This is a genomic window from bacterium (assembly GCA_030697645.1).
GTDB lineage: Bacteria > Patescibacteriota > Minisyncoccia > Phycocordibacterales > VMGT01 > JAUYPI01.
Genome location: JAUYPI010000004.1, coordinates 14,298 through 40,706, shown reverse-complemented (window position 1 = coordinate 40,706; position 26,409 = coordinate 14,298). Strand labels below are relative to the sequence as shown.

Here is a 26,409-nt window from a genome sequence, read left to right as displayed (position 1 = left end):
TAGAGAAATTGGAGGGTGGTTAAAAAAACCACCCTCAATTCATTTCTCATCATACCATGGAGAAGGGCGTATGCGACAAGTTGATTCGAACAGGTTTGAAGAGTTTATTTCCTTGCGTGACGAATTACGGGAACTCCTTGCGCACGGGAGATATATACTGTACGTAACAAGCGTGTTCATTTTTGTAGCGCTTGCGTGGTATCAAGGCGGATCAGAATCTCCTCAAGTCAGTCACGCTGTGTTCGCTCTGTTTCTCTTTGCGGTCCTCGCAGTGTCCAGCTTGGTTTACCTCAACAGTCTAAGCCAAGCACTTCGTATCGGTGGGTACATCGCGGTGTTTTGGGAATCCCGCGATCCCGACAGGCGTCTTAAATGGCACCGCTTCAACCGACGAGGTGCGCGAGGAGGCGTACTTGCTTTTGCGGCGCAACTCACCTATGCCGTTTTAACTCTTTTTGTAGTCGGATTTCTCATGTATTCGTTTCAAAAATCGTCGGTCGAGATTCGAGATGCGATGATACCCGTGATACTGCTTGGTATCGCTCAAATGGCTGCTTTTACCCGACTGAGCCGATATCTTGTAGGCGAACAACGGAGATACGAATACGACTGGCGCGTCATCCGCTCCTCCCGAGAACGACAGGATCGAATACACGATGAATACGAATTAATCCCGACTTCTGAGGCGATGCTGATACGCCTTCCCTCGCCATCATTCATTGAGAGATTGTGGCGACACATACGAAGGTGATCCCGTAAGGAATTACATGCCCGCACGGCACGATGCTGTGCGGGCTTTTCACTTATCCACCTCATCAACGTCTTCAGTTTGTTCCCATCTCGATGACACCTTCAAACACTGCCGCCAGAATACACAAACTCGCAAGGGAAATGGAGAAAAATGAACGTCTACATATTCGCTGCCGCGAACACTATCGCGAGCGCGCCGAGAAAAATAAGATGGGGCCTTTTCATTTTTTTATACTACCACTCTGCCGAAGAACATCGCCGCACGCAACGCTGACAAACATTTTTTTCCGCATGGCGTGATTATGCAGCAAACCCACTAACAATATGGCGCGAGGAGGGTCTGACCCTCCTCTGCTGCCTTACTCAAACTCGCGCCGATCAAAGTCAGCCATCGCCGCTTTGTGCTCTACCCACTCCTCTACTTCCCTCTGACACGCCTGTGCGCTCCCAAAGTAATCGGACAAATAATCACGCTGGGTAACAAAAGGAAACTGTGGCCTCCCCACATAGTCATGATAACTCGTCCAAGGATATTCATTGAGGTACGCGAGCGCTTTGTCGAGATGAAACACCTTGTTCTCCTTCTTCCACAGCGGCTCAATGATCTCTACCGGATTAGTATGCACGTAGGTATAAATCACTGAAAGTTGTGCGTCACTTTTTATCGGTACCGCCTTATAGCGCGACTGAAAAAGCGGACCGACGCGATGATATTGTTTATTAAAATACATGGCGTATCCACCCAGCTTTTTCATAAACGCAGAAATACCCCCTTCGTGAATCTCGCGCAGTATAAGATGAAAGTGGTTTGGCATAAGCACAAAAGCAAGGAGATCGACGAGATGCCATTTTTGCTTCGTGCGCTGCGACGCAAGCCTCTCGCCCACCGACTGTACTCTTGCCCGAGGAGGGTCAGACCCTCCTCGGGCAAGAAGATGCCACAGGTCGGTAGTATCGGATGAGTTGAAAAATTCAAGTCCAAGTATAAAGCGGTGGTAATCTTGCGTCTTGGAAAATATTTTTCTCTTTTCAACTCCTCTATTGAGGACATGGTAAATCCCGCCCTCTTCAAACTGTCTCGTCTGTCGCGGCATTAGCATTATCCTACCACATAGTATGTAAACCGATGGCTCTGCAAACCGAGGAGGGTCTGACCCTCCTCGGCTACCTCCTCGGCTATTTAAATCCCGTTTCTCCGCGACGGCACTCGCCGCTCGCGAGAGAGCGCATGAGGCCAGAGGTGCCGACGCATGCACTGATCTCTTCGCTACCCGCGCGGCTCGCTGTCCAAATACCAAACACCGCCGACAAAATACAGAGGGTGGCGAGAGAGATGTAGAACTTTTTTATGTTTTCAGTCTACGGCTCGCGCCGTGGTTGTCAACGCTGCAATGTCCGACGTCCGATGACACACAACTGCTGTGTGTGACATCGGATGACTGACACGGCCAGCTATAATGTTAGACATCCTTATGACCAACACATCGGCCAGTCCCGCGGAGCTTGACATTTCCATAGATATAAAGCAGCGTGGGATGAGTCCGAGGAAGATGTTCGTTGTTAAAAATCAGGGGAGGTAGCGAATGGCAGAAGTCATCATATCGCCGTATGTATTCACTCGCAGCCGCCGGGCAATTCTGGCAGAGCTGCATTTGCCGAAACGGGTCATATACCAGAGCGAAATTTATGCTGCGCTGAAGGAAGGGTTGGATGAGGATCTTGTAAAGGCATATATAAGCCATCCGGATAGGACCGAAGCCATCATGGAGGAGATGCGCGAATACCCGCAGCTTTTTGACCCGAGGCACTATGAACGCACACGACCGCCGAGACGAGTGACTTTTTCGGTGGAAGAGGCCAGGCAGCGGATTGACGTGTACGAGTCACACTTCAAGGGGTGGTCTATGTACGAAGTAGATGGGGTATATTTGAACGAGACGCCCGAAAAAAAGCACCTACCTATCCTTGAACGAATAGATGACGAGCGGACACAGATCCTGAAGCTCATCTTCCGCATGGAAAGCGCACGCGAGACAGAAGCGAAAGCGTCTGGATGTTATGATGTGTTGCAGGCGATCATTCGCTGGGTCATGGCGGAACACGGACGGCTCGATCATGTGTATCCATGGCGGCGGGGAGAGCTGCAGCGGTTTTTGAGAGTACATGGCTCATGGCCGAGGCACAAAAAAGCGTTCGTTGACAATCATTACGAATTCATCACCAAGGAGGTGGAGAAATGGGTTGACGACACCGGCATGTTCGTCTTTTGTTTCCTCATACGGAAATTCTGGGAGAATGTGATCGCGACGAAAAGCAGAGAGGTTGAAATTTGGACAGCAAACTTCTTTAACATGAACCTCAACATTGTTAAAGAGACGCGATCAGAAACTACGGAGAGCGCATAAAGGGAAATGCAATGGAAATATCTCGAGAGGTATTGCAGGATTTGATGGAGAGAGTTCATGCCCGCCACTCAGCGAAATTCAGGCAAAAAGCAAAAGAAGAGCCTGAAGTATACTTAGTGGCGCTGCTTCTACAGGTCGCGGATGAGGTAGACGACCCGAGAAAGTCAACACACGCTCCAGAAATGGTCGGTAAATCCACAAACCAAAGCCGTGTTCAACAAGCCCGCGAGTTCCTTACACAGTTGAGCGAAACCGCACCCTGCCCCTGATGTTCTTTCCCTTCCACAAAAGTCAACAGCCCAACCACCGCGTTGGGCTGTTTTTCATGTGGGACTCATGTGGGACATCGTCATGTGGGACATCGGATGTCCACTTTTTGTCCACTTTCGATGTCCACTTTTTTAGCACCGAGCATTAGTACTCCCGCATCGCGATCTGCGCGTCGAGTTTTCGGGCGAGGTCGAGGACGACCTGCACGACGATGATGACGGCGGTCCCGCCGATCGCAAGAGAAGCGATGCCCGTTATAGCCCGCATCAGAAGAGGGAGCACCGCAACGACGCCGAGAAAAAGCGCGCCGACGAGAGTAATCCGCGTTACGACCTTGCCGAGGTGCGCTGCAGTCGGCGGCCCGGGCCGCACCCCCGGTATGAACGCGCCGCCTTTCTGTAAGTTCTGTGCGATCGCCTCCGGCTCGAAGGTAATCGCGGTGTAGAAGAAGGTAAAGAGAAAGACGAGAATGAAGTACATCACCCCGTAGAGCACCGGCTGCGCAAGCGCATCGACGATAAACCGCGAGATCGTCTGTACGAGCGGCTGATCCACCTGCGAGAGGAAGTTTGCAATCATCTGCGGGAAGAGGAGGATCGAGAGCGCGAAGATGATCGGGATAACCCCGGCCTGATTGAGCCGCAGAGGAAGATACGTCGAAACACCCCCGTAGATTTTCGCGCCGCGCACTCTTTTCGCATAGGTAATCGGCACCGGCCGCTCAGCCTCGGTCACCGCGATGATGCCTGCGATGATCGCGAGCGCCGCAACGAGCGACCCCGCATAGAGCGGCAGCTGTGATGGCTCGAAGGTGAAGATCAGCTGTGAGCCGACTGCGGGGATCCGCGAGATGATACCGGCAAAGATGATAAGCGAGACGCCGTTTCCGATCCCGAACTCGGTAATAAGCTCTCCGATCCACATGAGGAGCATCGAGCCCGCGGCAATCAGGATCACGTTTGAGATGAGCTCGAACGTGCCGAGCGCTGTGACAACGCCCTGGCGCTCAAGGAGGATGAGGAAGCCGAAGCCCTGGAGGAGCGCGAGCGGCACCGTGATGAGCCGCGAGTACTGGCTGAAGCGCCGCCTCCCGGCCTCACCCTCCTCGTGGTAGAGGGCCTTCAAGCGCGGCGACATCATGGTGAGAAGCTGCATGATGATCGAGGCGGTGATGTAGGGGCCGACGCCGAGCATCACGATCGAGAGGTTGTCGAGACCGCCGCCGGTGAAGATGTTGATGAGGCCAAAAAACTGATTCTGCGAGAAGAAACGCTCGAGCGCGATCGAGTCAATGCCCGGGATCGGGATGATTGCGAACAGTCGGAACAACGCGAGCATCGCGAGCGTGAAGATGATCCGGCGCCGGAGCGTCGCGTCGTTAATGATGAGTTTGAGTTTTGCGAGGAATGTTTGCATGATCGAACGTATAGACATCTTGCATAACCCGCTCCTGCTGCGATTTTTGATTTTTGGCTGCGACTTCGTCAGACTTCACAAAATGGTTCTCGCCGTACAACCGAGTAACGCCGTCGAACCATTTTGCTTGTCTTCCTCGTCTCGCTCAAAAATCAAAAATCTCGCCACGAAACGGGTTATGCAAGAAGTCTAATGCAAAATGTACACATCAAAATACACCATGCGTATGCCGAACGCAAGGGGAGTCTTCTGCTTTCCACTCTTCACCTTCTACTCTCCATCCATTCGCTTGTGCGAAAAATCTTTGCGGAGTTTGTCGATATACTCTGACGCCGCTTGCTGGCCGCCGAGGCCGAAAGAGAGTCCGACCGCAAGTGAGAGCGCGATCACCACTCCGGTAAAGAGCGTCTGCACGAACGGCTGCGCGACGCCGAGCTGAAAGAGCGCGGTGAGGATCGCAAACACCCAGATTGCCCAGCGCGTGACGCTCCCGAGAAAATGTGCGTGGGTCACGCTCGCAGCCTTCGCCGCACCAACGACCACGTTCTGCATGGCCTCAGCTATCACCGCTGCGACGAGAAGGATCAGCACCGCGATAATCACCTGCGGCAGATAGAGCAGCACGACCTGCTGGAGAAACGCGTTCACCTGGGTAAGCCCCAAAACATCAAGCGCGGCGACCAAAAAGACGATAATCAAAAACCACTTGACGAGTCCGCCAACGAACGCGCCTGAATCAAGCGCAAACCCGGCGCGCCGCAGACCCTCCTCGACCCCCGCGCTCCGAAGCGCATTATCAACCTTCAGCGCCCGAACGAGCTGGGCAACGGCCTTGCCCAAAACAACACCGACCACCCAGCCGACGATAAAGACAACCAGCGCCACAACGAGCACCGGCAAGAACTTAATAACCCCGCTCGAGAGATCCTGAAAAGAGCGGGTCAGTACCGTACTCCACGATTCGAGTATCATAAATTTGATTGGAATAGACCTCTTCGGAAATTCCTTTCGTGGCGAAATTTCTGATTTTTGAGCGAGACGAGGAAAGTGAGCGAAATGATTCGACGGCGTACTTGTTGTACGACGAGAATCATTTTGCGATACTTTCCGAAGTCGCAGCCAGAAATCAGAAATTGCAGCAGAAAGGAATTTCCGAAGAGGTCTAATAAATAAAGATGAATAATGTGACCTATTGATTAATCAGATTCATAATACCATAAGGGGTATGTCAAATAGCGAATCCTCCCTGTGGATAAAGCGAGCGCAATTTCGAGCGGCTAACTCCTGATTTCCGATTTCCATGAATCCGAAATTAGAGATTAGAAATTCGGAATTGCGCCAGCTTGCATCAACTACGCTTGTCGGCAAGCCCAAGACGGTCGAGCACTATTTCATGCGGGTAGTCCAAGAGGTCGCGCACGAGACGATCGTACATTCCGAGCCGATACTTGAATTGCGACGTATTAAACGACGCGTACCGAAGCTCGCGTCCGATATCCGCCTCAAGAAAATGTATGGCGCTCTCGAGCATCCCGCCCCTGAGTCCATCCCCCACGACGAGGAGATCGAGCCTGCTGTCGTGGTCCTGGAGAAACACGCCCGCCGTGACGATGAGCTTAAGCCGTCCGGCGCGGCTCAATCGGCGGACGATTTCCTCCCGCGCGAGCGGCACCATGCCGAGGAAAAGCGCCTCAAGCGCCGGGCGGTGCGGGAAGCGCTCATCGAGTATCCAGCCACGCATGCGGCGTCTCGCGTGGGAGCCGCGACTCTCGGCCCGGCGCGCTTCAGCATACGTTCGGCTCCGCAGAAAACCAATACTCTCGAGGGTACTAATCTCACGGCGCGCGGTCAAAGGCGGCACTTTCGTGCGCTCCGCAATTGCCGCCATATCGAACACTCCCGAAGGGTTGAGAAGAAAAAGGCGCAGTATGCGCACCTTCGCCGCGCTGCCGAAAAGTTTTGCAAATACATCCATCGGACAATTGTAGCCCCAATCGTGTGTTTGCTCAAGGCCGAGCACGCGCAGTACGTCTCGTGTCACCTGATATCCGACAACACTTAAGACTATCCATGAACTATTATCGTCGCCAACAAACAAGACACGGCACTACTTTAAAGTTACTTTCGCCCCCGCAGCTTCAATCTTTGCCTTCAGTTTCTCCGCATCTTCTTTCTTCACGTCTTTCTTAAGCTCGGAAGGCGCTCCCTCCACCAAGTCTTTCGCCTCCTTGAGACCAAGGCCGAGTGCCTCCTTCACCGCTTTGATCACAGCGATCTTCTGGCCACCCGCCTCCGTGAGCTCAACCGTAAAGATGCTCTTTTGTTCGACTGCCTCGCCCTCGAGAGATCCGGCACCCGAAGCCGCGACAGCTACTGCCGCAGCGGAGACGCCGAAAACCCCTTCGAGCGTCTTCACGAGTTCGTGAAGCTCGAGGACGGACAGGCCTTTTATTTGATCGACGAACCCCTGGAATTTCACAGGGACTTCTGTTGTATTTTGTTCTTCTGGCATAATAATGCAGCATTCAAATTTTCAATTTTCAATTTTCAATTTTCAATACATTTTCAATGAGACAATTTTCAAACGACGGACGTCGTGGTCGTGTTTGAAATTAGAACATTGGTCATTGATTGAAAATTGAAAATTCTTACGCCTGTTTATGTACTGATCTCTAATAAATTTTATAGAGCGGTAAAAAGTACTGCTGATAAATTTATTCTCTACTCTTTGCTATCTGATCAACCACGACCGCAAGCCGCGAGAGCGGTGAATTGATGAGCTGTACGACCTGCGCGATCAGCGTTTCTCGAGATGGAATTGTCGCAAGTTCAAGCGCCGCCGCACGATCGATGTATCGCCCTTCGAACACGCCGCCGAGGATCGTAAGCGCGTCCTTGAACTTCCTAGAGAAAGCGTGCACCTCCCGCGCGGATGCCAGTGCGTCCTCGGCATACGCGATGGCAACCTCCCCGGGAAGCTCGGGGGATACGCCGTGAACTTCACGTCCGCGAAGTGCGCGGTGCATCAGCGTCTTTTTCGCAACGTGAAAGCCGACACCCTTCTCACGCAGCGTCCGCCGCATTGAAGTCGTATCTGCGAGCGAGAGACCATGGAACCTCACGAACACGAGCGCCGTGGCGCTTGTGAGTATCCCATCAAGCTCGCTTACAATGCGCTGTTTCTTTTCTCGCGTCAAAACCATATCAAACGCTACAAGACAAAAAATAAATCGACCGCACGGGCCGATCGGTACGGGCACGCAAAAAATCCGCGATGCCTGTGCCTCCGCAGAATTTATGACTGCATCTCGCTGAGCTCGACACAGCGGGAATTTTCAATTTCCAATTTTCAATTTTCAATACATTTTCAATGAGGCAATTTTCAAACGACGGACGGCGACGTCGTGTTTGGAAATTGGAACATTGGCCATTGATTGAAAATTGAAAATTGAAAATTGAAAATTTCGCGCCGAGCACGGCGCGCTGCGGCCTATCTGCTTCTTCGGCCTCTATCTTATGATAAAGACCCTACACGAGCCGCGAATAAATGTCAACGTCTGCTTTCGAGTTCGGATGCGGCACGTGCGGCCGTTTCTTTATCTGCTGCCTGTCTTCCGGCAAACACCATCAAAGCGAAACTCAGCGCGATGACAGCGCTAAAACCCACGATAAAGCCGAGCGCGGTGCGGTTGAAGAGCATGGGCTCATGCTACCACGAGAAATGCGCAAATGCCTTGTTCGCCTCGGCCATTCGGTGCACGTTCTCGCGCTTCTTTGCGGCCTCGCCTTCATTGCGCGAGGCAGCGAGGAGTTCATCCGCGAGCTTCTCCGACATGGGGCGGCCTTTACCGGAACGCGCTGCCTGCACAATCCAGCGGAGCGCGAGCTGCAGCCGACGATTCGGCCGCACCTCGCGCGGTACCTGATAGTTCGCGCCGCCGACACGGCGCGAGCGCACCTCAACCGTCGGTCCCACATTGCGCACCGCAGTCTCAAATGCCTCCAGGGGGTTCTCAGCCTTGCCGCGCTCTTTCATGCGCGCGAAGGCGTCATAGACAACCCGCCGCGCGGTATTTTTCTTCCCGCACTCCATCACCACGTTGATGAGCTTCGCTACCTTCTCCGATTTATACTCAAGGTCGGGCACCAGCGCATGTTTCTTTTTGAGTTTGCGTCTCATATTTTAAATCAGAAACCAGAAGATCGAAATCCGAAACAAATTCGAATGACCAAAATCCAAATGCCAGAAAACACGACGACCGTGTTTTGAACATTGGAACATTTAGATTTCGATATTGTTTCGAATTTCGATATTCGAATTTCGGATTTCGTCACGTTCGTGCTTCGATATTCGAATTTAACTTATTTCGGTCTTTTCGCCCCATACCTGCTCCTCCCCTGCCTGCGGGTCTCGACCGCCTCGCTATCAAGCACGCCGCGCACGATCGTATAGCGCACGTTGATGTCTTTCACGCGTCCGCCGCGCACCACCACCACCGAGTGCTCCTGGAGCTTGTGCCCGATGCCGGGGATATAGGCGGTAATCTCCTGGCCGTTCGTGAGCCGCACGCGCGCGATCTTCCTAACCGCCGAGTTCGGCTTGCGCGGATTCGTCGTCGTCACCTTGACGCACACCCCGCGCTTGAATGGTGCCGAGTAAAATGTAGGGCGATTCTTAAGCGTATTAAACCCACGGCCGAGCGCCGGAGTCTTTACCTTCCTAATCGGGCGCGACCTTCCGTGCCGCACGAGCTGATTGAGCGTTGCCATAGCGATGCAAGAAAAAAACACGCGTGTCCGCGTGGCATTTACTCTACTATACGAACCGAAACGGCGCAAGCAGCCGGGCCTGTTTAACGTCCGATGCCACGCCAGACAATCATTTTCTACATTTCCATGCAAAAATTTAGCCCTGTCACGACGGATCGGGACAGGGCTAAGTGCTCATCACAAACCAACAGAAAAAACTGCAGCTGAGAGAGCCTCAGTTTTGTGAACCAATGTGCTCGCCCACCATAGCTTAAGCGGAGGTGGACGACTTGGCGAACGCGAGCCCGCTATCACGAGACCGCCCGGCGTCGGGCCAGTCCTCGAGGGCACCGAGCCACCGACCACCGTGGCCGAGACTGCTCGAGATAAGGAGTCTCAACAAATCATCATCGGAATCCTTAATGGGTTCGTGCATAGCCATGATCAAACAAAGGCCCATGGCTTCAATCTCTTTGTCCGGGAACATCTCGCGGATCAGGCAGGCCACTTCGGCGTTCGGCTTCTCGAGATTCCTCCTTCTGGCCTCGGCGCGAATCTTCGAAGTGATCCGACTCGGGGAATCAAAGAGGATACCCTTGAGAACCTCGATCTCGGTCGTCACGCCGGAGGTCGGCTTGAAATCCAGAGAGCGGAGCACATTCTTGGCGTGATCTCCAATATGGAAACCATTTTTTTCCAGGCGTGGAATCCACCGGGGACCGGTCGTGCCGTCGCTCATCACTGTGAAGGATATGACGCCGTTCTCCTCTCGCCAACGACGCGCCGGTTCGGAAACCGAGAGTTCGCCACGGAGGAAGCGATCCACGCCTTCTTCGCCACCGAGCTTATTCCACACCGCTTCAATCCGTCCAAGAGTTTTTGGATATTTGGCCATCACGCGATCCTTTCTTGGCTTCTAGCCAAAAAATTTCTCACTGCCCGTGAGTTGAGGGGCCTGACTATAGTAGTCATAGCCAGAAAGTGTCGACGCGCGGCACCTTTTGACTATGACCACCACCTCGCCGCACAGCTGAACTCAAAGAAAACCAGAATTTTCAACTGCGTTCCAGTATAGTATGCACAAGTTTTTATTCTGTCAAATTTTTTGCTGCGTATGACACCGTATGTCGGGAGCGTCTGCTTGTCGCATGTTGCGTACTGCCCGTTAGAATGGCAACGCCAGCACGTAGAGGCCGAGCGAGTAACCCGTGATGAGGGAAAACACGGCGTTCACCGCCGGCACGATGATAAAGCCAGCGAATAAAAAAACGGGGATGAGGAAGAGGTACCAGTACTGCTCGAGCAGACGCTCAATGTGCGACAAATGATACGGCAAGAGCGAAAAAAGCACTTTCGAGCCGTCAAGCGGCGGCACGGGGATCAGGTTGAAGACGCCGAGCACCATGTTGAGACCAGTGATTATGATTGCAGCGCGGAAAAATGTTGAAGCAAGCAGCTGCTCCGGGCCGAGGCCAGAGAAACGCACGAGGAGCCCGAATACGAGCGCGAGGAAAAAATTCGCGAGAACGCCCGCGCCGCCGACGAGAAGCGTCCCCCACCGCTGGTTACGGAGGTTGTATGGATTGTACGGCACCGGTTTCGCCCAGCCGAAGAGGAAACCCGCGTTCGTCGTGATGAGGAGCAGCGGGATAATGATCGAACCCATGGGGTCGATGTGCAAGAGCGGGTTTAGCGTGAGACGCCCCGAGAGCCGTGCTGTGGGATCGCCGAGCATGTTCGCCGCATGGCCGTGCGCCACCTCGTGCACGACAACAGACATAATGAGTACCACGACAAAAAAAATGGTGTCTACCGCGTGCATAGGGTACCTCGCATGCTACCATGTGAAAGCGCTTGTTCAAAATACGAAAACGCTCGCTCCCCCAACGTGGCCCACATGAACCACCTGCGCTGATACCATATAAAATTTACAATAATTCACGATCGTAAATTATTGTAAATTTCCCGATCCTGCATTGTTGGGGGATTTGCAATAATTATGCGACCGCATCATTATTGCAAATTCTCCAGTTTGTTTGCGGTCACTGCTCACACCCGTCTTTGCGAGCGACCGAAAGGAGCGAAGCAATCCAGGAGGTTTGTGTTACTCGCTCTGGATTGCTTCGTCGCTCCGCTCCTCGCAAAGACGGCTCTGTTACGTAGTATTGTGATCAGCGTGAGCAGTTACTGTTTACGTGTGGCTAAAAAGGCTCTTTGGGCAGCTTCTCATGGGCAGGTGCATTTCTGCTCTCGCTCGAGTATAGTGACCTCATGCTCCACTCCCGCATCAAAGACGAGATCAAGACGGCTTTGAGAGCGCGCGAGGCGCTGCGGCTCTCGGTGCTGCGTAGTATGCTCGCCGCGTTCGTAAACGAGCTCGTCGCAACGAAGCGCACGCCGCAGGGCGAACTCACCGACGAGGAGGCGCTTGCGGTGATAGCACGCCTCGCGCGGCAACGCAAAGATTCAATCGAGCAATTTCGTGCCGGAGGACGCGAGGACCTCGTTACGATAGAAGAGGCCGAGCTTCGCGTACTCGAGACCTATCTCCCGCAGCAAATGCCGCGCGAGGAAATTGAGCGCATCACGCGCGAGAAAATGGCTGGACTCAACATCGCGACGAAAGAAAACGCCGGCACCCTCATGAAAGCGCTCATGGCCGAGCTCAAAGGCCGCGCCGACGGCGCAGTCGTCAAAGGAGTCGTCGACGCATTGCTTGCGTAACGCACAACAAGAGCGCTCCGAGATAGACTGAAAACGGCAAAAGCGCCGTCATCTGCGCAATTGGACTCAGGCCGACGCGAAGCAGCGGCACGATCGGCATCGCGGCTGCATACTCCCAGCGGCCGAGCGCGAGCGCTTTGTACTCGACGAGCGCGGCGATCAAAAAGCCGAGCACCGCAAGGCCGACAAAGTCAGACATCCTCGCCTGCGCTATCCAGCGCAGGCCGCTTCTTTTAAAAAGACTCACGAGAGCGAACGCAAGGAGCGTGTAGAACACGTCGCCGAGCGCGGCCCAGAGCGGTAAAGGCAACAGCGTGTTCAACTCCTCGTAACCGCGGTAGAGCGGGAGGTGAAGCATCTCCCAGACGAGGTGCAATACGAATGCCGTAACAGAAACAAACAACACGTTCATGACATAAAGCGTACCGCCAAAATCCGAATATAGAAGCACGAAATTCGAATCACGACATTTAACATGTGACATTTGACCTTTGACACGGCGACAGCGGGTTCGAAGCCAGGCGTCAAATGTCACTGGTCAAATGTTCGGTTCGGATTTCGATATTCGTGCTTCGAATTTCAAACCTTAATACCACCATCATCTGCCTCGCCTCCGCCCTCGCGCCCTTTCCTTCGACCGCACTTCTCCTTCGTCCATCCCGAAATGGTGCGCGACTTCGTGCCAGAGGGTCTCGGCGATCACGCGTCGCACTTCCTCGGGACTCTCGTCCGCCTCATCCTCGATCGGAAGCTGGTAGAGCGTGATCGTGTCCGGCAGGGTCATGCCGACGCCGTAGTCGCTCCCGCGCTCCGCAAGTGGAATGCCGTGGTAATAGCCCAAAAGTGTCTCGTCCTCCGCAAGCTCCTCCTTCCCTCGCACTTCAGCATTCGGCTCATCTTCAACGAGAATCGCGACGTTTGAAATCCGCTCCCGGATACGCTCCGGCAGCAGCGCAAAGCTCTCATCAATCAATTTCTCAAACGCCGCGCGCTGCATAAGACTGCGAAAAAATTAGACCTCTTGCATAACCCGTTTCGTGGCGAGATTTTTGATTTTTGAGCGAGACGAGGAAGACAAGCAAAATGGTTCGACGGCGTACTTGTTGTACGGCGAGAACCATTTTGCGACGGCTGACGAAGTCGCAGCCAAAAATCAAAAATCGCAGCAGGAGCGGGTTATGCAAGAGGTCTATTGTGTGCCGCGGGGGTGAATCGAACACCCGACGCCTTGCTCTTCCAAAATGGAACTCAAGTCACCTTGAGGATTGGACTATATCACTCTCCCCGCCATTGCTGATCAGGGGAGATCGGGTGCTTCCGAGATATATCGTAACGACGAACTTCCTAAGATTCGCCCGTGACGTCATACATCCAGTACTCCAAAAAAGGATAGTCTCTGACCTTGCCGTAAAGTTTCCTTATGGGACTTTACGGCGGGGTGCTGATTGCCCTCGACTGCGACGTTAGGGTTTCCAGCATTTCGCCCGATTTTCATTTCCGCATTACTGCGAAACGGCCCGAAGATTTCAGGCAAGCGCTCTACCACTGAGCTACCGCGGCATTAGTATTAAACTGTAACGAACTGTTTTATTCCGTCGATCCATCCCATAATCCGATAAAAATTTTTGGTATCGCATGCCCTAATCTGAACAACACCGTAAGGCAACCGATTAAAGGGTCGCTTCCGAAGACTCGACACGCTAGTGACAACCGTAGGTTTAAGGGCGCTCTCTTCTGGGAGTCCGGACGCTTCCAGCCAGTATCGTAATGCGTCATCCTCATTGATATGTGGGAACAGTCGCACGTGGAAACGTATTTTTGATTGAGGCAGATGGATAATTTCCGTCAAAAAACGAACAAAGAGCCGAACCATCGCCGGGTCTGTGTTAGTAAAACTAATCGCATGGAATGTACGCTCTTTACCATTTTTGATAACAGATTTCTTATAACCCTCTGCCCAATATAATGCAACTCCTATGAGCAGCAACTCGCGCTCTGAAAGTTTGCCCACCTCACCCGCAGAAAGCTCGCGGGTTTCTCTCGCTCGCCGTCGCGCCAAATGCGTCTGAAGTTTATTGCGTCTCACTAATCCATTTACAAGCCCTTGATTCACTCTCTGATTTATCCTTCTTTGTGCTGACCGTGAGAGTAGCAGCCCAGAAAACCAAGACGAAAGGGTCGACTTTGGGACTCCAAGAGTCTGGTGAATTTCTTGATAACTGTAACCGCCGATACGCATCTTACGTGCGCGTTCTTGATCTGACCGCATGCATATAGCATAGCACAGAGAGTTCAATTTTAGCACGCAACCTGTGGATAACCTCACCCGCCGCCCTTGAGAATCGTGCCTCCTACGTTCTCGACGCCGCCGCGGACGTTTCCGTAGATCGAAAGCAGCTTGTCGAGGTATGGTTGGATGAAGTAGTAAGCGCCAAGCGAAATCGCAAGCACCGCGAGCCAGTAGAGCGCGGAGACGAGACGGCGCATCTTCTCAGCCCGGAGGAGCTTGCGGAGAATCACCGTGTTCTCTTCGACAAGCAGAGCGACGTGCTTGAGCAACTGCCGGTCATTTGGGTCCATGAGCAAAGTGTAGCAAAGTCGCTCGAATGAGACAATCAGGCCAGCAGGGTTCCGTGCCCCTGCCTGCCGTCAAGCAGGGGCAGGCAGACACGCCGCGTTCGATTCCTGCCGGGTGCATATTCGCTTCGCTTGTATGCCCCCGGCAGGAATCGAACCCACATCGAGCCCTTAGGACGGGCCAGTTCTATCCATTGAACTACGGGGGCGCCCGGGACGTAGCTAGGAGACGCCGAGGAGCTCCGAGAGCCGCGCTTCATCGAAGCCGACGACTACTTCGGGCTCTGTTGCGCCGTCTTTCGTGATGAGAATCACTGGGACTCCCATCTGGCCGCTCTTTGCGATCATCTCCTCGCGGTGCGCAAGGTCGGTCGCGACGTTATACTCCTCATAGGAGACATTGTGCTCCTTAAAAAAATCCTTCGCCGCCCGACAATACACGCACGTCGGCGTCGTGTAAATAGAAACTTTTGGCATACTCACAAAATAATTAACACGTTGCTAATGTGTCCAGTATATCACACCTATGCTAGAGTGCATCCGAGGGCAAGTGGCGGAAATGGCATACGCGCAGCGCTTAGGACGCTGTCCCGCAAGGGTTGAGGGTTCGACTCCCTCCTTGCCCATGGATACGAAAAACCGTGCCGACCAAAACGGGACGTTTTTCGTCCATGGGCAAGAGCACGGTGCCTGCGCACCGTGCGTGAGGGAGTCGAAGGCCGCAGCGATGTGCGAGTTTGTCTGAGCGGAGCGAGGACAAGGCGAGCACCGCGAGGCGGGGTCGCGAAAAATTTCCGTCAGGAAATTTATTCGTGACCGACTCCCTCCTTGCCCATGGATACGAAAAACCGCCCACCAATATCAAGCATGCGCAAAGTCGCCATTTTCGACATTGACGGCACCGTATTTCGCTCGAGCATATTTGTTGAACTCGTGGAAGCGTTGATTCGCGAGGGCGTGTTCCCCGAGCGCGCACGGCGGGGGTATGAGCGCGAATACCACGCATGGCTCAATCGTCGGGGCGATTACGAAACGTACATCACGGCGATGGTCGCGATCTTTTATCGGCATATCAAAGGTGTCTACTACGGCGACCTGAAAGAGGTCGGCAAGAAGGTAATCCGCGAACAAGAACAGCATCTCTACCGCTTCACGCGCGATCTTATCCGCGACCTAAAACGCCGCCGCTACTTTCTCCTTGCGGTCTCGCAATCGCCAAAGGCCGTACTTGATCCCTTCTGTAAGCGGCTCGGCTTTGACAAAGTCTACGGGAGAATCTACGCGCTCGGTCCCACAGGTCGCTTCACCGGCGAGGTGGAGGAACTCCACGTGATCGCAAACAAAGGCGCGGTCCTCCGCCGCGCGCTCGAGAAAGAGGGGCTCACGCTCGCACACTCGATCGGCGTTGGGGACACCGAGGACGACGCGGCATTCCTCGACCTCGTCGAGGAACCGATCTGCTTCAATCCGAACCACCGCCTCTACCGCATCGCCCGAAGCCGCGGCTGGAGAGTCGTCGTGGAGCGAAAGGATGTGGTGTACGAAATCTGCAGCGAGGCAAAGAGGCGCTAGGCATTAGAAAAAATGGAACGGGTGACACGCACGTGTGTCACCCGTTTTTGTGTCTGCCTTCACTGGGCTAAGGTCCGAAAGGCCCGATCGTCGAGTGTGATAGACTGCACATGCGCCGCAAGATTGTCAGGAATTCGTGCGGGGATGACCTCAGCCCAGCCTTCGGTTGTCTGCGAGCTGCTGTTCAGATGGTCACTCGTTTTCGTCCGATCCTCAACCTGAGCACCGAAGGCCTGCTCGTACGCCTCCTTGCTGCAATGTCCCGTAATAAACATTCCCCGTGAGGCCCGAAATTTACACGGTATGGGCTCGGTCCCCGGCAGGAGCACTTCAAGTTCGCAAAGTACATGCTCCCACATCGCGACGTCGGCATCTGCAACGAGTTCTATCAGGAATGCCACTTCAGTCATCGTTCTACCACCTTACTCCGTTAGGATGTAGCGCATGTCGAAACACAAATCCGAACTGTCTAACCGACACTATAATATGCGTCTGCTGACCGCGCAACATTGAAAAAACAAAAAACACCCACTACAGAAACGACGCGCAGAATATCCGATCGGACAGAGTGTGCGTCGTCTGCCTCTCACAAAATCGCTCACGCCTTACAATTTCACGCATAGCGAGAGGTGTTTAGGAAATGGCGAGCCGAGTAGAAAAATGCAGCTGTCTGAGGCCGACCAGCAGGGAGGCCGAGTTCTGCATTTTTCGTAAGCGAGGCGACACCATTTCCAAACACCGAAGCTCGAGCGTGAAATTGTAAGACGTGGGCGATTCCCTCTATTTTTTTACGGCACCTTGCCGGAGCGGATTTGGCGGATGAGCTCCTCACCCCTGTCTTTTTGATCCGGCCGCAGCTTGATCGCATGCTCGATCTCGGCGATTGCAGCCTGACGGTCGCCGATTTGGGCGTATGATACGCCAAGCGAGGCGTGGAGCTGCGCGTTCTCCGGATCCTGCTCGACGCGCTTCTGCCAGATCGCGACGACTCGATCGTGATTGCCCGTGTCAAAATAGGCCTTGAGCACGCGATTGTCATCGAGGATCGGCGAACCGAACCGTTTAGTGAAAACCTCGTCGGCGAGCTCGAGCTCTCCGCTATAGATTGCCGTGAGCCCGTAGAGCATAAGCGCCTCCGAGTACTCCGGCGCATCCTCGTAGGCGGTCTTCAGCACCGCAAGCGCCTTGTCAAACTCGCTTGCATCGAGGTGCGTGAGGCCGAGCTCGAACCGGAGCTGCTGCTTGTGCTCCGAGAGTTCGAGCGCCTCGGTAAGCATCTTCACGGCATCCTCGTGACGGCCCAAGCGGCGGTAAAACACGCCGAGGAAAAAGCGGTGGCGCGCGGAGCGCGGTATCGTCTCGAGCATCGCGAGCATCTCTTGCTCTGCGGTGCGTGCGATCTCCTCCTTAAGCTCCGGCGGTATCTTCTCCGCCCCTGCTGCCTCGAGCGCGAATTGGACGAGCTGCTCGCGCGCTTCCATCCGGCCGATCGGGCTTGCGGCGATCGCGCGGCGGAAGAGCGCGAGATTCTCGGTGACGCCCTTCTCCTGCGGAGAAATCGCCTGTATGAGAAGACGTGAGGCGTTGATGCCCTTGATATTCAGCGCATAGAGCACAACAACGAGTCCAATCAGAACGAGGGGGATCGCGATACGGTCCGCAGGAAGAACTCCGGCGCTGCCACCGCGCGGAGCGAGCCGCGCTTGATCGCGCTCGGCAAACAGCGGGCGAGCATTGCTACTCTCCCGCGAGTGGATGAACGCAAGCACGCTAAAGAAAAGCAGGTAGCTCGTGATATTATCGAAGACGAAAATGTTGTGGAACAGATAGGCGGCGAGGAGGCCGGTGAGGAGTGATTTATCCACGACGGAGAATACACCGGCCCGGTCTCTCCAGAGGAGCGTGAGCGTTGCGGCAAAAAGGGCAAAGTAGCCAAGGAGGCCGAAGACGCCGGCGGTGATCAGCCAGTCAAAGACGATGTCATGCGCGCGGTCGAACCACGGCTCCTGCGTATACATCCGCGGATCGTAGTATTTATTGAACACCACATCGAAATTGCCCTGCCCCCAGCCGAGGAGCGGCCGTTCCTTGAAGCCCTGAAGTCCCATGTTCCACACATAGAAGCGCACCCGGCCCTCGGAGAGCGAGAGCGAGGCGAAACGCCCGAGCACTTCGCTCTGGCGCACGAAGTCGCTATTCCGCAGGGCAAAAAACGCGCCGATGAGAATGAGCAGGCCAGCGAGTACACCGAGCGAAGCGCGCCGCAGCACGCGGTGCTCCCGCCCAAAAATCGCGATTAACACTGTCGCGAGGAGCGCACCGCCGAGGAACCCGAGAAGTGCGCCACGAGTGGCCGTATGATAGAGCGTATAGAGCTGGAGCGCGATTAAGAGCCCGTAGAGCCCTTTCAGAAGTTTGCCGCTGCTCTGACGCAGAGAATAGAAGGCGGCGATAAATGCGTGAAAGACCATGTAGATTGCAAAATAGGTGGCGTTGCCGAGTGTCGCGTCAAGCCGCGCGCCGCCCTGATTGATCTCCTTCACGCCTGCAAGCTGGAGCAGACCGTAGAACCCGAGATAGGCGCTGACGAAAAGCGAGACGTGCCAGAAGCGTTTCCAAAGTTTTTCCGTTGTGAGGAGCGATCCCGCGACGAGAAAGTAGGCGCCGAGGTGGAGGAGCGTAAAAAGACCCTCCATGCGCTCAAAGTTGCTCCAGAGGCTCTGGAAGAGATTGACGCCGGTAAAGTCGGTAATGAGAATGATACCGAGGAGAACCGCGAGCACAGAGAGAATGGTCGAGCGTCGTGGACGATACGCGCGGTCGCGGACGCAGAGCAGGAGCCATGCGGCAAACACAATTTCGACGATGATACGAAACGCAAAATTTTTCCCGGTGATGAACGGAAAAAACATACTCCGCGCAACGTAGATCGGAATGAGCGGCAGGAGGAAAATTCCGGCGAGCGCTATCAAACGGAGGGTTTTGTTGAGTAGCATAATCGAATTTCCAAGTTCCAAATAAGCTCCAATTTCCAACCAACAAGTTCCAAACAAATTTCAAATTCCAATGCACCAAATCTCAAACACGCACGTCGTGTTTGGAGATTGGATTTTGAGTATTGTGATTTGTTTGGAGCTTGTTTTTTGGAATTTGGAAATTTAAGATTTTATACACTATACCTCGTCCATGATTACAAAGCAAAAGCACAAAATTGTGGTCATTGTCGGCCCGACGGCGGTGGGCAAGAGCGCGCTTGCGGTCGAGCTCGCGCGGCTCTTTCGCGGCGAGGTTGTATCTGCGGACTCACGGCAGATTTACCGCGGGCTCGATATTGGCACGGGAAAGGTAACGGCGCGCGAGATGCGGGGCATCCCACACCACCTGCTCGACGTCGCCTCGCCGAGGAGGCAGTGGAGCGCGGCGCAGTACGCGCGGCACGCGGAGCGCGCGATTCAGGGTATCATCCGCCGCGGCAAGCTCCCTGTTATCGTCGGCGGCACCGGGTTCTACATTGATGCGCTTCTCGGAGACACACTCCTCCCCGACGTACCCGCGGACCCGGCGCTGCGACGAGAGCTCGGGAAACGCTCGCCGCACGAGCTCCTCGAGGAGCTCGTGCGGCTCGACCCCCGACGCGCAAAAACAATCGAGCCGCACAATCAACGTCGCCTCATCCGCGCGATTGAGATCGCGCGCGCGCTCGGGAGCGTCCCGAAGATTCAATCGCGCGAAAAGTACGACGTGCTCTATATCGGCCTCGCACTCCCCGACAATGAGCTTCGCGGGCGCATTGCCGTGCGCCTCAAAGTGCGCCTGCGGCGCGGCCTCATCGCCGAGGTCGCGCGCTTGCACGAGAAAGACAAGCTCTCATGGCAGCGGCTCGACTCATTCGGGCTCGAGTACCGCTATGTCTCTCGATTCATACGTGGCATGCTCACACGCAACGAACTCGAGCGCATACTCGAACAAAAAATCTGGCAATACGCCCGCCGCCAAAAAACCTGGTTCAAACGAAACCAAAACATCCTTTGGCTCCCCGTTGTGGAACGGTCAAACATAGAGCAAACTGTGGACAGATTCGTGCATCAAAAAACGACAAGGACAGATCGAATCCGGATTGAGCACGAGTAAGTACCCGGCGTAACACATACAATCATGACTCGGCTTGCGCCGAGTCATGATTTGTACGTTTTCGATCTAATAGACCTCTTACATATGAGACCCAGAGACCTCACGGGGCGGTTTGAAGCGCAGCTTTTAGATCGGTGCGCGCTTTTTCCATTGCCGCCTTGAAGTCGTCAAACGCTTTCTCCACCGCCTGTCTTCGGCTGACGTGAAGCGATTCAACAGAATCTCTTAACTTCTCGGTTGCCTGTACGTCGCTCTTAAATTTATCCCGTGCCGCCCGCATGCTCATTCGGAATGTCTCGCGTGCTGTTCGGGGGGCAACACCAGCCGCACAATCCGCTTTTGCCTTATCAGCGGCCACAATTCGTGCGCTCTTGAATGCGCTTATTGCCGCGTCCATCCCTAATTTCCGCGATGCAATCGCTGAATCAACACCCTGCTTAAATGAACTTATTGCCGCGTCAACGGCGGTTTTGCGCGCGCTTATCGCCGCTTCAACTGCACTCTTAAACGCCGCAACCGCCTGCTTTTGCGCATCGGTGGTTGCTCGCGCTTCTAATTGAGCGTAGTGCTCCTCGCGGTTTACATCCCGCCGAGCGCGATTTTCCGACATCCGCGCATCTCTCTCACTCCTTCGCTTCGCAAGGTTGTCTGATCGTTCTTGGCGCCGTGCTGAAATTTGTCCTTCCCGATCAGCGATTCGTTGGTCAAGCCGCGAAGCGACTTCAGCAATTCTTGTACAAAATCCTGCAGCAGTCGGAGTTGTTTGAGCAAATAGCGGGATAGGCGAAAAAAGATTTATCACCGTTGCCGCTGCAAGAGCACCAATAAAGAATTTCTTAGATGTCTTTTTCATTATAGGATTGACCAAAATCACTGATCGCTTGACTATCAGCGTCAATCAATGCGGCGTCTTTTTCCGCCTCCGCAAAGAGGGACTGATCGTCGGAAATGCTCGCAAGGATTGCGTTCACCGCGTCATCAACATTGCCGGTAGCTGGTGCGATCGCAGCCGGTTGTGCTTGGCTTTCTTCTCTCACAACCGGCGCTTGCCGCGGTTCTCCAGTAACGGGCGCTTGAGGCACTTCGGACTTCGAGAAGCCGATTGCGACAAGCGCTACCAACACGATGATACCGAGCGGCGCCCAGATTTTCCAATTTATAGTCATAGGATCACGATTTTTTTGATTTTTAATTATTGTTGCAAAGGGCCGACCTCTGTGCCAAACATAACCGTCTGGCTTTTGCCCACCTTTGTGTAAATAAGGGTAACAAAAGTATCGTGCATGCTCAAGCGCCTGAGGATGTTTTCTTTAGCGCTCTTGCATCTTCAGTGCACGAATAAGCCGGGTCATGCCGATGCCGCCGCCGAAGCGAGGGAAGAAATTAAATGACAGAAAGCCATCAAATTCGCGCTCCACGCGCTCGCGGCCGAATTTTTCATGAAGCAACCCCGCGTACCGCCCGCCGCTTATGGCGTAAAACTGCTCACGCATCTCCGCTGAATCAGAACTCCGCTCTGCCGAACCTATCGTCTCCATACCGTGAAGAATAACGTCTATCTTGCGGGCGTAGTCGCCGTCTTTACGCATGTTCCAGAACGGCGAGGTACGGACCGGAAACTGCCCAAGGAAAAACACCGGCCCGAAATCGTCCGCAATGCGAAGCTCTTCCCTGCTCGTGATATCGTCCGTGCCGTAGTGCGCTGTAGCGGCCTCGTATGATTGATGAACGAAGCTCTCTCGCAAGCCGAACCCGAGGTGCTCGCAGAGCTCAACCTCAAGCTCTCGGAGATCGTCAATACCACCTCGAGATTCAAACTCAAACATAGGGAAGATGATCTCGTGCCTGCCCGGCACGGGGTTCTTCTCGGCTCGATAGCTCGTACTCACACAAAAAACGCCTGGCAGCGCCGGGTTTTTCAAAAGCTCATACTCGAGCCACATCTGGCCTGTTTGCGGCAGTGGCCAGCGCTCGCCTGCATACTCAAAGGTGGCGACCGTAGTCGGATCCTCGCACGCGGCAAGGATGCTCAAACGATCCTGTGTGTGCACTTCAACAAAATTTTTGTTAAGAAAGAAGCGCCGCAGCGACCTAACCGCGCTGCTATAGAGAACGATGTCTTTCGTCGCGATGTAGTTATTGATCATGGTGTAATAGAAACTTTATTGTTGATAAAAAAAGACCCCCGAAAAGGGGGTTTAGAAAACAGCGAGCACTACGTCTTCGTCGAGACGACTGCGCCTCCACTCTACTCTTGTTGTGTTTTCATCGACCATACGATACACAAATTGAAGTAAAGATACGGCACGCGCGTAAAAAAGGCAAACAAAGTTATCCACAGCTCCGCCTCAAAACCTTGAAGTCAGTTTATGGTGTGTTGACTTCGCATGCCACGAAGTATACGCTGCGAGCATGAGAAGAAAAAATACAAAAAGCGCACATGCCCGAATAATGCACAAAGTCTTGAGTAGTCCGCGCTACAGAGGCAAGCACGTTATCGTCGTGGCGAACAAGATACTGACCGCGAAAACGGGGGACGGTGCTGCAAAGATTCTGCGCGATGCTGACAAAAAATATCCACATGAAACTGCAGCGGTAACGTATATTCCCGATGCCGACACGCTCATCTTATGACTGTAGAGTTTCCGTTTGAGAAATCGCACTCGCCTGTTCTCGGCGACGTATGGAGACCTGTTGCGCAGGTCTTTTTTCGAGCACGAAATGCCGATCTGTGGCGTGAGGTGTGGATGATCGTAGATTCCGGAGCAGACTATACGCTGCTCCCGCGGTATATGGCGGAACATCTGGGAGTAAACGTTGAGCATGACTGTAAAATTTTCTACACGTCGGGCATTGGCGGCACTGAAAAAGTGTACTTCTTGCCGAAGATAGATGCGCAGCTCGGCGACTTCGAGAGGACGGTCCCTGTTGGATTCATTGATCGCAATGAAGTGCCGCCTCTCTTGGGTAGACACTTGTTTATGGAGACACTTGAGACGTACTTCTCTTCAAAGCACCGCACGCATTTCTCCGATAAGCCGCTTAGAGTCTAATCTCTCGCTGTAGGCGTCATAAGCCATTGAAAAAATGTGAGCGCCCACCCCGCGAGGGGTGGATGCGTGCTAAAAAAAAGCTGTTGCTTCAAAATTTACTGTCACCGGAGCGTCTCCGGTGTCAGAAGAAGCGTGGTGCCTGGACGGAGCTCTCCGGCGATTAGCTTGCGGGCGATGGGTTCCTCAATGTGCTCTTGAAGCGCGCGGCGCATGGGGCGGGCACCGAATTTAGGGTCAAAACCTTTCTCTGCGAGGAACGCGACGATTTCTTCTGTGATCTCAAGAGTCACGCCTTTCTCGGTAAGCTCGCGCGCGAGACCCGCAAGAAGAATCCGCGCGATGCCGCGGAGCTCCTCGGGGCCGAGCGGGCGGAAGACGATGACGCCGTCGAAGCGGTTCAGAAGTTCGGGTTTGAAGATCCTCTGCTCAATGAGTTTACTTACGAGCTCATCCGTGCGTGTGGATGGATCCTCTCCACGTTCGACTGCCTCAAAAATAAAATCACTCCCTGCGTTCGATGTCGCGATTATGATCACGTTTTGCGCCGAAACCTTCCTCCCCGCGCCGTCGGTAAAAAAGCCCTCGTCGAGCACTGAGAGAAAAATATTGAGCGCGTTCGGATGCATTTTCTCAAACTCATCGAGGAGAAGCACCCCATAGGGCTGATCGCGGAGGATCGTCGCGAGGGCCCCTGACTCTGCGCCGTCGGGTGAGCCGATCAGACGTTCCACCGCATCTGCGGTATTAAACTCGGACATGTCGAGGCGCGAGAGGCGCTTTTCGTCTTCAAAGAGTGCAGCCGCGAGCGCCTTCGATGTCTCGGTCTTCCCGACTCCGGTGGGGCCAAGGAAGAGGAATGACCCCATGGGCTTCTCGCCCTTCGTAAGCCCTGCTCGTGCGCGACGCAGAGCCTCGGCAACGGCGCGCAGAGCCTCAGGCTGTCCCAGAACGCGGCGGCCGAGCAGCTTCTCGAGCGAGAGGAGCCGCTCCCGCTCGCGAGCTCCCATCTCGCCCACAGGAATGCCGGTCTTCTCTTTAACGAGCGCGTCGAGGTCGGCGCGGCGGATGAGGCGGCTCTCGCGCTCGCCTGCCGCGCGTGCCCCGTTAGAAGCACCCTCGATGCTTCTAACGGGGCGTGCCGCAAGCTCATCGAGGAGGTCAAACGCGTTGTCGAGAGGCGAGCCATAGGGGAAATACTGCCGCGCACTCTCCGCAGTGGCAAAAATCGTCGGAAATGAGAAGAAGACGCCACGACGCCGCTCAAGCTCCTCGGCGCGGGCAAGCAAGAGCGACGCGAGTACGCTCGAGTCCGCAGGCTCAATCTCAACCTCCTCAAAACGCTCGGCGAGACGCTGCTCCGCTCCCATGCTTTTGTGGAACGCGCCGCGATGCGCGGTCGCGACGACATGAATGCTGCTCCCGCGAAGATACGGATCAATAAGCTCAAGAAAATCCACACCGAGCTTCTGCATGCTCACGAGCGCCTGTGGGAGCGAGGGGATGACAAGTGTAATGTTACCTGCAGCGACAGCATCCTCAAAAACGCGCACGCACTCGCCTTCAAAGGCCGCCTTTGATCCCGTCGCGGCAAGGAGCGCTGCAAGATCAAGTGAAAAGAATTCGCTATGCCGCAGCGCCTCCGCCACCTCGCCTGAGGCGATACGCGCAGCAAGGCGGGAGAGGATCACATCGATCCCGATTGTATCGTCGCCGACGAGAAGCGCATTCGCCTCACTCGTCCTTGAGAGGACGCTCTCGAGCGCGTGCGCTTCCGCCGTGCCATACGACGTGAGGTCACTAATTACTGCGTGCGAAATCGACTTTGCAAACCGGCGCAGACGGTACGCGCCGCCATAAGACCATACGTCACCGACAACGCCCACCGCCTTGAGCCGCTCAAGCGACCACCACCGCTCCCGCTCGTGCGCTCGCTCTCGGCGCTCCGCGACCCACGCCGCAGCGCCGAGAAAAAGCTCGTTCGTAATTTCGTGCGAGAGGAGCCCGATGCGAACGCCCTCGTCAGCCCAGACAAACTGTTCGGCAACGGAGCGCAGCGTGAATTCTTGCGGCACAGCGCTCGTATCCTCCTCGGGCGTGCTCTCAGACGATAGAGCAGCGTCTTTCGTGCCAGCCGCCGCGGCGAGCGCAGCGATATTTTCGCTCGCGAGCTCAAGGCGCCTTAATACCTCGGTGCCGTGGCGCGAGGCGAGGAACGAGCGCGCGAGGAGCTCTCCGCGCGCGTACACATCATAAAGCGACTCGGCGGCCTCGAACGTGATCCGTGGTTCTGCCGTCACCTCATCACCTGCGCCCTTGGCGTCGCTTGTAGCGCCGAGTGCTCCGCGCGCGCGAAAATAATGGGAGTAGTAAAACGCCTCGAGCATCACAAGCGTGAGCGAGAGCGCGGCCGCGATGAGGCCAAGGCCGATAAGACGAGGCAGCGCTCCGGCATAAACTAAAAAAAACACCTGACGTGCTCCAAGCGCAGGAACCATGGAAGGAAACCGCACCCGAAGTGTCGCGAGCAGGATTCCGACACCGACAAGCACCAGCGCAACGCAAAAAATCGCAACAGAAAAATGACGTACTGCTCTTCGCCGCGCGTGCGAAATCACACGCTCAGTGCGGAGCACCGGGACTAAAGAACGAATGGCGAGGGCGAGATGTGTAGGGAGCATGAAAGTCGAACGCGGATTAAAAAGTAACGCCGCGGTCTGTCGTGTTTTAGATTTGAAAATTTGGAAATTGGAACTTGCTTGGAA

At 54.5% G+C, this 26,409-nt stretch carries 32 protein-coding genes and 2 tRNA genes; 11 read left to right on the top strand and 23 right to left on the bottom strand.

Annotated elements, in window-relative coordinates:
• The first annotated feature begins 70 nt into the window (after positions 1–70).
• Complete coding sequence (locus tag Q8R39_00970; GenBank protein MDP3734981.1) at positions 71–751, top strand: hypothetical protein; 681 nt, start codon at positions 71–73, stop codon at positions 749–751.
• A gap of 358 nt (positions 752–1,109) precedes the next feature.
• Here the strand turns inward: Q8R39_00970 and Q8R39_00965 are convergent, their stop codons facing one another.
• A complete protein-coding gene (locus Q8R39_00965) occupies positions 1,110–1,850 on the bottom strand; it encodes a transposase (GenBank protein MDP3734980.1) in 741 nt (246 codons plus the stop codon).
• Between the two features lie 26 nt (positions 1,851–1,876).
• On the opposite strand from Q8R39_00965, the gene Q8R39_00960 reads away from it, so the two are divergent.
• From Q8R39_00960 to Q8R39_00950, 3 genes are all read left to right on the top strand, one after another.
• Entirely contained in the window at positions 1,877–2,089 is a 213-nt protein-coding gene (locus Q8R39_00960) for a hypothetical protein (protein ID MDP3734979.1), read from the top strand.
• Between the two features lie 244 nt (positions 2,090–2,333).
• A complete protein-coding gene (locus tag Q8R39_00955; GenBank protein MDP3734978.1) occupies positions 2,334–3,155 on the top strand; it encodes a hypothetical protein in 822 nt (273 codons plus the stop codon).
• Between the two features lie 11 nt (positions 3,156–3,166).
• Entirely contained in the window at positions 3,167–3,424 is a 258-nt protein-coding gene (locus Q8R39_00950; GenBank protein MDP3734977.1) for a hypothetical protein, read from the top strand.
• A 145-nt stretch (positions 3,425–3,569) separates the two neighbouring features.
• Here the strand turns inward: Q8R39_00950 and secY are convergent, their stop codons facing one another.
• The 10 genes from secY to Q8R39_00900 form a co-directional block, all read right to left on the bottom strand.
• Positions 3,570–4,841: a preprotein translocase subunit SecY gene (gene secY, locus Q8R39_00945; protein ID MDP3734976.1), complete on the bottom strand. Its 1,272-nt coding sequence runs from the start codon at positions 4,839–4,841 to the stop codon at positions 3,570–3,572.
• Positions 4,842–5,111: 270 nt separating this feature from the next.
• On the bottom strand, positions 5,112–5,813 hold the full coding sequence (locus tag Q8R39_00940) for a hypothetical protein (protein MDP3734975.1): 702 nt from the start codon (positions 5,811–5,813) through the stop codon (positions 5,112–5,114).
• Between the two features lie 376 nt (positions 5,814–6,189).
• Positions 6,190–6,939, bottom strand: coding sequence for a hypothetical protein (locus tag Q8R39_00935; protein MDP3734974.1), 750 nt, complete (start codon positions 6,937–6,939; stop codon positions 6,190–6,192).
• Positions 6,940–6,948: 9 nt separating this feature from the next.
• A complete protein-coding gene (gene rplL, locus Q8R39_00930; GenBank protein ID MDP3734973.1) occupies positions 6,949–7,353 on the bottom strand; it encodes a 50S ribosomal protein L7/L12 in 405 nt (134 codons plus the stop codon).
• A gap of 202 nt (positions 7,354–7,555) precedes the next feature.
• The gene (rplJ, locus tag Q8R39_00925; GenBank protein ID MDP3734972.1) at positions 7,556–8,044 is read right to left on the bottom strand and encodes a 50S ribosomal protein L10; all 489 of its coding nucleotides are present in this window, start codon (positions 8,042–8,044) and stop codon (positions 7,556–7,558) included.
• Between the two features lie 347 nt (positions 8,045–8,391).
• Entirely contained in the window at positions 8,392–8,541 is a 150-nt protein-coding gene (locus tag Q8R39_00920) for a hypothetical protein (GenBank protein MDP3734971.1), read from the bottom strand.
• A gap of 9 nt (positions 8,542–8,550) precedes the next feature.
• Positions 8,551–9,021, bottom strand: a complete 471-nt coding sequence (gene rpsG / locus Q8R39_00915) for a 30S ribosomal protein S7 (protein MDP3734970.1) — start codon at positions 9,019–9,021, stop codon at positions 8,551–8,553.
• A 182-nt stretch (positions 9,022–9,203) separates the two neighbouring features.
• On the bottom strand, positions 9,204–9,611 hold the full coding sequence (gene rpsL / locus Q8R39_00910; GenBank protein MDP3734969.1) for a 30S ribosomal protein S12: 408 nt from the start codon (positions 9,609–9,611) through the stop codon (positions 9,204–9,206).
• A 250-nt stretch (positions 9,612–9,861) separates the two neighbouring features.
• Positions 9,862–10,485 (bottom strand): hypothetical protein, encoded by a 624-nt coding sequence (locus Q8R39_00905; GenBank protein ID MDP3734968.1) that lies wholly within the window; start codon positions 10,483–10,485, stop codon positions 9,862–9,864.
• A 270-nt stretch (positions 10,486–10,755) separates the two neighbouring features.
• Positions 10,756–11,412, bottom strand: a complete 657-nt coding sequence (locus Q8R39_00900) for a site-2 protease family protein (protein MDP3734967.1) — start codon at positions 11,410–11,412, stop codon at positions 10,756–10,758.
• 392 nt (positions 11,413–11,804) lie between these two features.
• Between Q8R39_00900 and Q8R39_00895 the strand changes: the two genes are divergently transcribed.
• On the top strand, positions 11,805–12,314 hold the full coding sequence (locus Q8R39_00895) for a GatB/YqeY domain-containing protein (GenBank protein ID MDP3734966.1): 510 nt from the start codon (positions 11,805–11,807) through the stop codon (positions 12,312–12,314).
• Here the strand turns inward: Q8R39_00895 and Q8R39_00890 are convergent.
• The gene (locus Q8R39_00890) at positions 12,283–12,726 is read right to left on the bottom strand and encodes a hypothetical protein (GenBank protein ID MDP3734965.1); all 444 of its coding nucleotides are present in this window, start codon (positions 12,724–12,726) and stop codon (positions 12,283–12,285) included. The genes Q8R39_00895 and Q8R39_00890 overlap by 32 nt on opposite strands.
• 186 nt (positions 12,727–12,912) lie before the next feature.
• Positions 12,913–13,311, bottom strand: coding sequence for a metallopeptidase family protein (locus Q8R39_00885; GenBank protein MDP3734964.1), 399 nt, complete (start codon positions 13,309–13,311; stop codon positions 12,913–12,915).
• Positions 13,312–13,734: 423 nt separating this feature from the next.
• Here Q8R39_00885 and Q8R39_00880 point away from each other — a divergent pair, with 423 nt between their 5' ends.
• Positions 13,735–13,863, top strand: a complete 129-nt coding sequence (locus Q8R39_00880; protein MDP3734963.1) for a hypothetical protein — start codon at positions 13,735–13,737, stop codon at positions 13,861–13,863.
• Positions 13,864–13,881: 18 nt separating this feature from the next.
• On the opposite strand, the gene Q8R39_00875 is transcribed toward Q8R39_00880, so the two are convergent.
• The 4 genes from Q8R39_00875 to Q8R39_00860 all read right to left on the bottom strand — a co-directional run bounded on the left by Q8R39_00875 (position 13,882) and on the right by Q8R39_00860 (position 15,368).
• Complete coding sequence (locus tag Q8R39_00875; GenBank protein MDP3734962.1) at positions 13,882–14,427, bottom strand: hypothetical protein; 546 nt, start codon at positions 14,425–14,427, stop codon at positions 13,882–13,884.
• Between the two features lie 209 nt (positions 14,428–14,636).
• Positions 14,637–14,894, bottom strand: a complete 258-nt coding sequence (locus Q8R39_00870; GenBank protein MDP3734961.1) for a hypothetical protein — start codon at positions 14,892–14,894, stop codon at positions 14,637–14,639.
• A 134-nt stretch (positions 14,895–15,028) separates the two neighbouring features.
• Positions 15,029–15,100, bottom strand: a tRNA-Arg gene (locus Q8R39_00865).
• A gap of 13 nt (positions 15,101–15,113) precedes the next feature.
• Positions 15,114–15,368 carry a glutaredoxin domain-containing protein gene (locus Q8R39_00860; protein MDP3734960.1) on the bottom strand — a complete coding sequence of 85 codons (255 nt, stop codon included), beginning with the start codon at positions 15,366–15,368 and terminating at the stop codon, positions 15,114–15,116.
• Positions 15,369–15,435: 67 nt separating this feature from the next.
• On the opposite strand from Q8R39_00860, the gene Q8R39_00855 reads away from it, so the two are divergent.
• A tRNA-Leu gene (locus Q8R39_00855) sits at positions 15,436–15,517 on the top strand.
• 241 nt (positions 15,518–15,758) lie between these two features.
• Complete coding sequence (locus Q8R39_00850) at positions 15,759–16,463, top strand: HAD-IB family phosphatase (protein MDP3734959.1); 705 nt, start codon at positions 15,759–15,761, stop codon at positions 16,461–16,463.
• A gap of 59 nt (positions 16,464–16,522) precedes the next feature.
• Here the strand turns inward: Q8R39_00850 and Q8R39_00845 are convergent, their stop codons facing one another.
• Positions 16,523–16,873, bottom strand: coding sequence for a hypothetical protein (locus tag Q8R39_00845; GenBank protein MDP3734958.1), 351 nt, complete (start codon positions 16,871–16,873; stop codon positions 16,523–16,525).
• A 378-nt stretch (positions 16,874–17,251) separates the two neighbouring features.
• Positions 17,252–19,459, bottom strand: a complete 2,208-nt coding sequence (locus Q8R39_00840) for an O-antigen ligase family protein (GenBank protein ID MDP3734957.1) — start codon at positions 19,457–19,459, stop codon at positions 17,252–17,254.
• Between the two features lie 190 nt (positions 19,460–19,649).
• Between Q8R39_00840 and miaA the strand changes: the two genes are divergently transcribed.
• On the top strand, positions 19,650–20,594 hold the full coding sequence (miaA, locus tag Q8R39_00835; protein MDP3734956.1) for a tRNA (adenosine(37)-N6)-dimethylallyltransferase MiaA: 945 nt from the start codon (positions 19,650–19,652) through the stop codon (positions 20,592–20,594).
• 100 nt (positions 20,595–20,694) lie between these two features.
• Here the strand turns inward: miaA and Q8R39_00830 are convergent, their stop codons facing one another.
• From Q8R39_00830 to Q8R39_00820, 3 genes are all read right to left on the bottom strand, one after another.
• Positions 20,695–21,447 (bottom strand): hypothetical protein, encoded by a 753-nt coding sequence (locus Q8R39_00830; protein ID MDP3734955.1) that lies wholly within the window; start codon positions 21,445–21,447, stop codon positions 20,695–20,697.
• Positions 21,431–21,760, bottom strand: a complete 330-nt coding sequence (locus tag Q8R39_00825) for a hypothetical protein (GenBank protein MDP3734954.1) — start codon at positions 21,758–21,760, stop codon at positions 21,431–21,433. The genes Q8R39_00830 and Q8R39_00825 overlap by 17 nt, the downstream gene beginning before the upstream one ends.
• A gap of 144 nt (positions 21,761–21,904) precedes the next feature.
• Positions 21,905–22,741, bottom strand: a complete 837-nt coding sequence (locus Q8R39_00820; GenBank protein MDP3734953.1) for an amino acid--tRNA ligase-related protein — start codon at positions 22,739–22,741, stop codon at positions 21,905–21,907.
• 304 nt (positions 22,742–23,045) lie between these two features.
• Here Q8R39_00820 and Q8R39_00815 point away from each other — a divergent pair, with 304 nt between their 5' ends.
• Together Q8R39_00815 and Q8R39_00810 are read left to right on the top strand one after the other, a co-directional pair.
• Positions 23,046–23,228, top strand: coding sequence for a DUF5678 domain-containing protein (locus Q8R39_00815; GenBank protein MDP3734952.1), 183 nt, complete (start codon positions 23,046–23,048; stop codon positions 23,226–23,228).
• Complete coding sequence (locus tag Q8R39_00810) at positions 23,225–23,647, top strand: retropepsin-like aspartic protease (GenBank protein ID MDP3734951.1); 423 nt, start codon at positions 23,225–23,227, stop codon at positions 23,645–23,647. The genes Q8R39_00815 and Q8R39_00810 overlap by 4 nt, the downstream gene beginning before the upstream one ends.
• 101 nt (positions 23,648–23,748) lie before the next feature.
• Here the strand turns inward: Q8R39_00810 and Q8R39_00805 are convergent, their stop codons facing one another.
• Complete coding sequence (locus Q8R39_00805) at positions 23,749–26,325, bottom strand: AAA family ATPase (protein MDP3734950.1); 2,577 nt, start codon at positions 26,323–26,325, stop codon at positions 23,749–23,751.
• Positions 26,326–26,409: the final 84 nt, after the last annotated feature.

Excerpts from the sequence above, each read along its gene's own strand:
- Q8R39_00970 (MDP3734981.1), top strand. The coding sequence starts at position 71 with ATGCGACAAGTTGATTCGAACAGGTTTGAAGAGTTTATTTCCTTGCGT.
- Q8R39_00965 (MDP3734980.1), bottom strand. The coding sequence starts at position 1,850 with ATGCTAATGCCGCGACAGACGAGACAGTTTGAAGAGGGCGGGATTTAC.
- Q8R39_00960 (MDP3734979.1), top strand. The coding sequence starts at position 1,877 with ATGGCTCTGCAAACCGAGGAGGGTCTGACCCTCCTCGGCTACCTCCTC.
- Q8R39_00955 (MDP3734978.1), top strand. The coding sequence starts at position 2,334 with ATGGCAGAAGTCATCATATCGCCGTATGTATTCACTCGCAGCCGCCGG.
- Q8R39_00950 (MDP3734977.1), top strand. The coding sequence starts at position 3,167 with ATGGAAATATCTCGAGAGGTATTGCAGGATTTGATGGAGAGAGTTCAT.
- secY (MDP3734976.1), bottom strand. The coding sequence starts at position 4,841 with ATGCAAACATTCCTCGCAAAACTCAAACTCATCATTAACGACGCGACG.
- Q8R39_00940 (MDP3734975.1), bottom strand. The coding sequence starts at position 5,813 with ATGATACTCGAATCGTGGAGTACGGTACTGACCCGCTCTTTTCAGGAT.
- rplL (MDP3734973.1), bottom strand. The coding sequence starts at position 7,353 with ATGCCAGAAGAACAAAATACAACAGAAGTCCCTGTGAAATTCCAGGGG.
- rplJ (MDP3734972.1), bottom strand. The coding sequence starts at position 8,044 with ATGGTTTTGACGCGAGAAAAGAAACAGCGCATTGTAAGCGAGCTTGAT.
- Q8R39_00920 (MDP3734971.1), bottom strand. The coding sequence starts at position 8,541 with ATGCTCTTCAACCGCACCGCGCTCGGCTTTATCGTGGGTTTTAGCGCT.
- rpsG (MDP3734970.1), bottom strand. The coding sequence starts at position 9,021 with ATGAGACGCAAACTCAAAAAGAAACATGCGCTGGTGCCCGACCTTGAG.
- rpsL (MDP3734969.1), bottom strand. The coding sequence starts at position 9,611 with ATGGCAACGCTCAATCAGCTCGTGCGGCACGGAAGGTCGCGCCCGATT.
- Q8R39_00905 (MDP3734968.1), bottom strand. The coding sequence starts at position 10,485 with ATGGCCAAATATCCAAAAACTCTTGGACGGATTGAAGCGGTGTGGAAT.
- Q8R39_00900 (MDP3734967.1), bottom strand. The coding sequence starts at position 11,412 with ATGCACGCGGTAGACACCATTTTTTTTGTCGTGGTACTCATTATGTCT.
- Q8R39_00890 (MDP3734965.1), bottom strand. The coding sequence starts at position 12,726 with ATGAACGTGTTGTTTGTTTCTGTTACGGCATTCGTATTGCACCTCGTC.
- Q8R39_00885 (MDP3734964.1), bottom strand. The coding sequence starts at position 13,311 with ATGCAGCGCGCGGCGTTTGAGAAATTGATTGATGAGAGCTTTGCGCTG.
- Q8R39_00880 (MDP3734963.1), top strand. The coding sequence starts at position 13,735 with ATGGGACTTTACGGCGGGGTGCTGATTGCCCTCGACTGCGACGTTAGG.
- Q8R39_00870 (MDP3734961.1), bottom strand. The coding sequence starts at position 14,894 with ATGGACCCAAATGACCGGCAGTTGCTCAAGCACGTCGCTCTGCTTGTC.
- Q8R39_00860 (MDP3734960.1), bottom strand. The coding sequence starts at position 15,368 with ATGCCAAAAGTTTCTATTTACACGACGCCGACGTGCGTGTATTGTCGG.
- Q8R39_00850 (MDP3734959.1), top strand. The coding sequence starts at position 15,759 with ATGCGCAAAGTCGCCATTTTCGACATTGACGGCACCGTATTTCGCTCG.
- Q8R39_00845 (MDP3734958.1), bottom strand. The coding sequence starts at position 16,873 with ATGACTGAAGTGGCATTCCTGATAGAACTCGTTGCAGATGCCGACGTC.
- Q8R39_00840 (MDP3734957.1), bottom strand. The coding sequence starts at position 19,459 with ATGCTACTCAACAAAACCCTCCGTTTGATAGCGCTCGCCGGAATTTTC.
- miaA (MDP3734956.1), top strand. The coding sequence starts at position 19,650 with ATGATTACAAAGCAAAAGCACAAAATTGTGGTCATTGTCGGCCCGACG.
- Q8R39_00830 (MDP3734955.1), bottom strand. The coding sequence starts at position 21,447 with ATGAAAAAGACATCTAAGAAATTCTTTATTGGTGCTCTTGCAGCGGCA.
- Q8R39_00825 (MDP3734954.1), bottom strand. The coding sequence starts at position 21,760 with ATGACTATAAATTGGAAAATCTGGGCGCCGCTCGGTATCATCGTGTTG.
- Q8R39_00820 (MDP3734953.1), bottom strand. The coding sequence starts at position 22,741 with ATGATCAATAACTACATCGCGACGAAAGACATCGTTCTCTATAGCAGC.
- Q8R39_00815 (MDP3734952.1), top strand. The coding sequence starts at position 23,046 with ATGCACAAAGTCTTGAGTAGTCCGCGCTACAGAGGCAAGCACGTTATC.
- Q8R39_00810 (MDP3734951.1), top strand. The coding sequence starts at position 23,225 with ATGACTGTAGAGTTTCCGTTTGAGAAATCGCACTCGCCTGTTCTCGGC.
- Q8R39_00805 (MDP3734950.1), bottom strand. The coding sequence starts at position 26,325 with ATGCTCCCTACACATCTCGCCCTCGCCATTCGTTCTTTAGTCCCGGTG.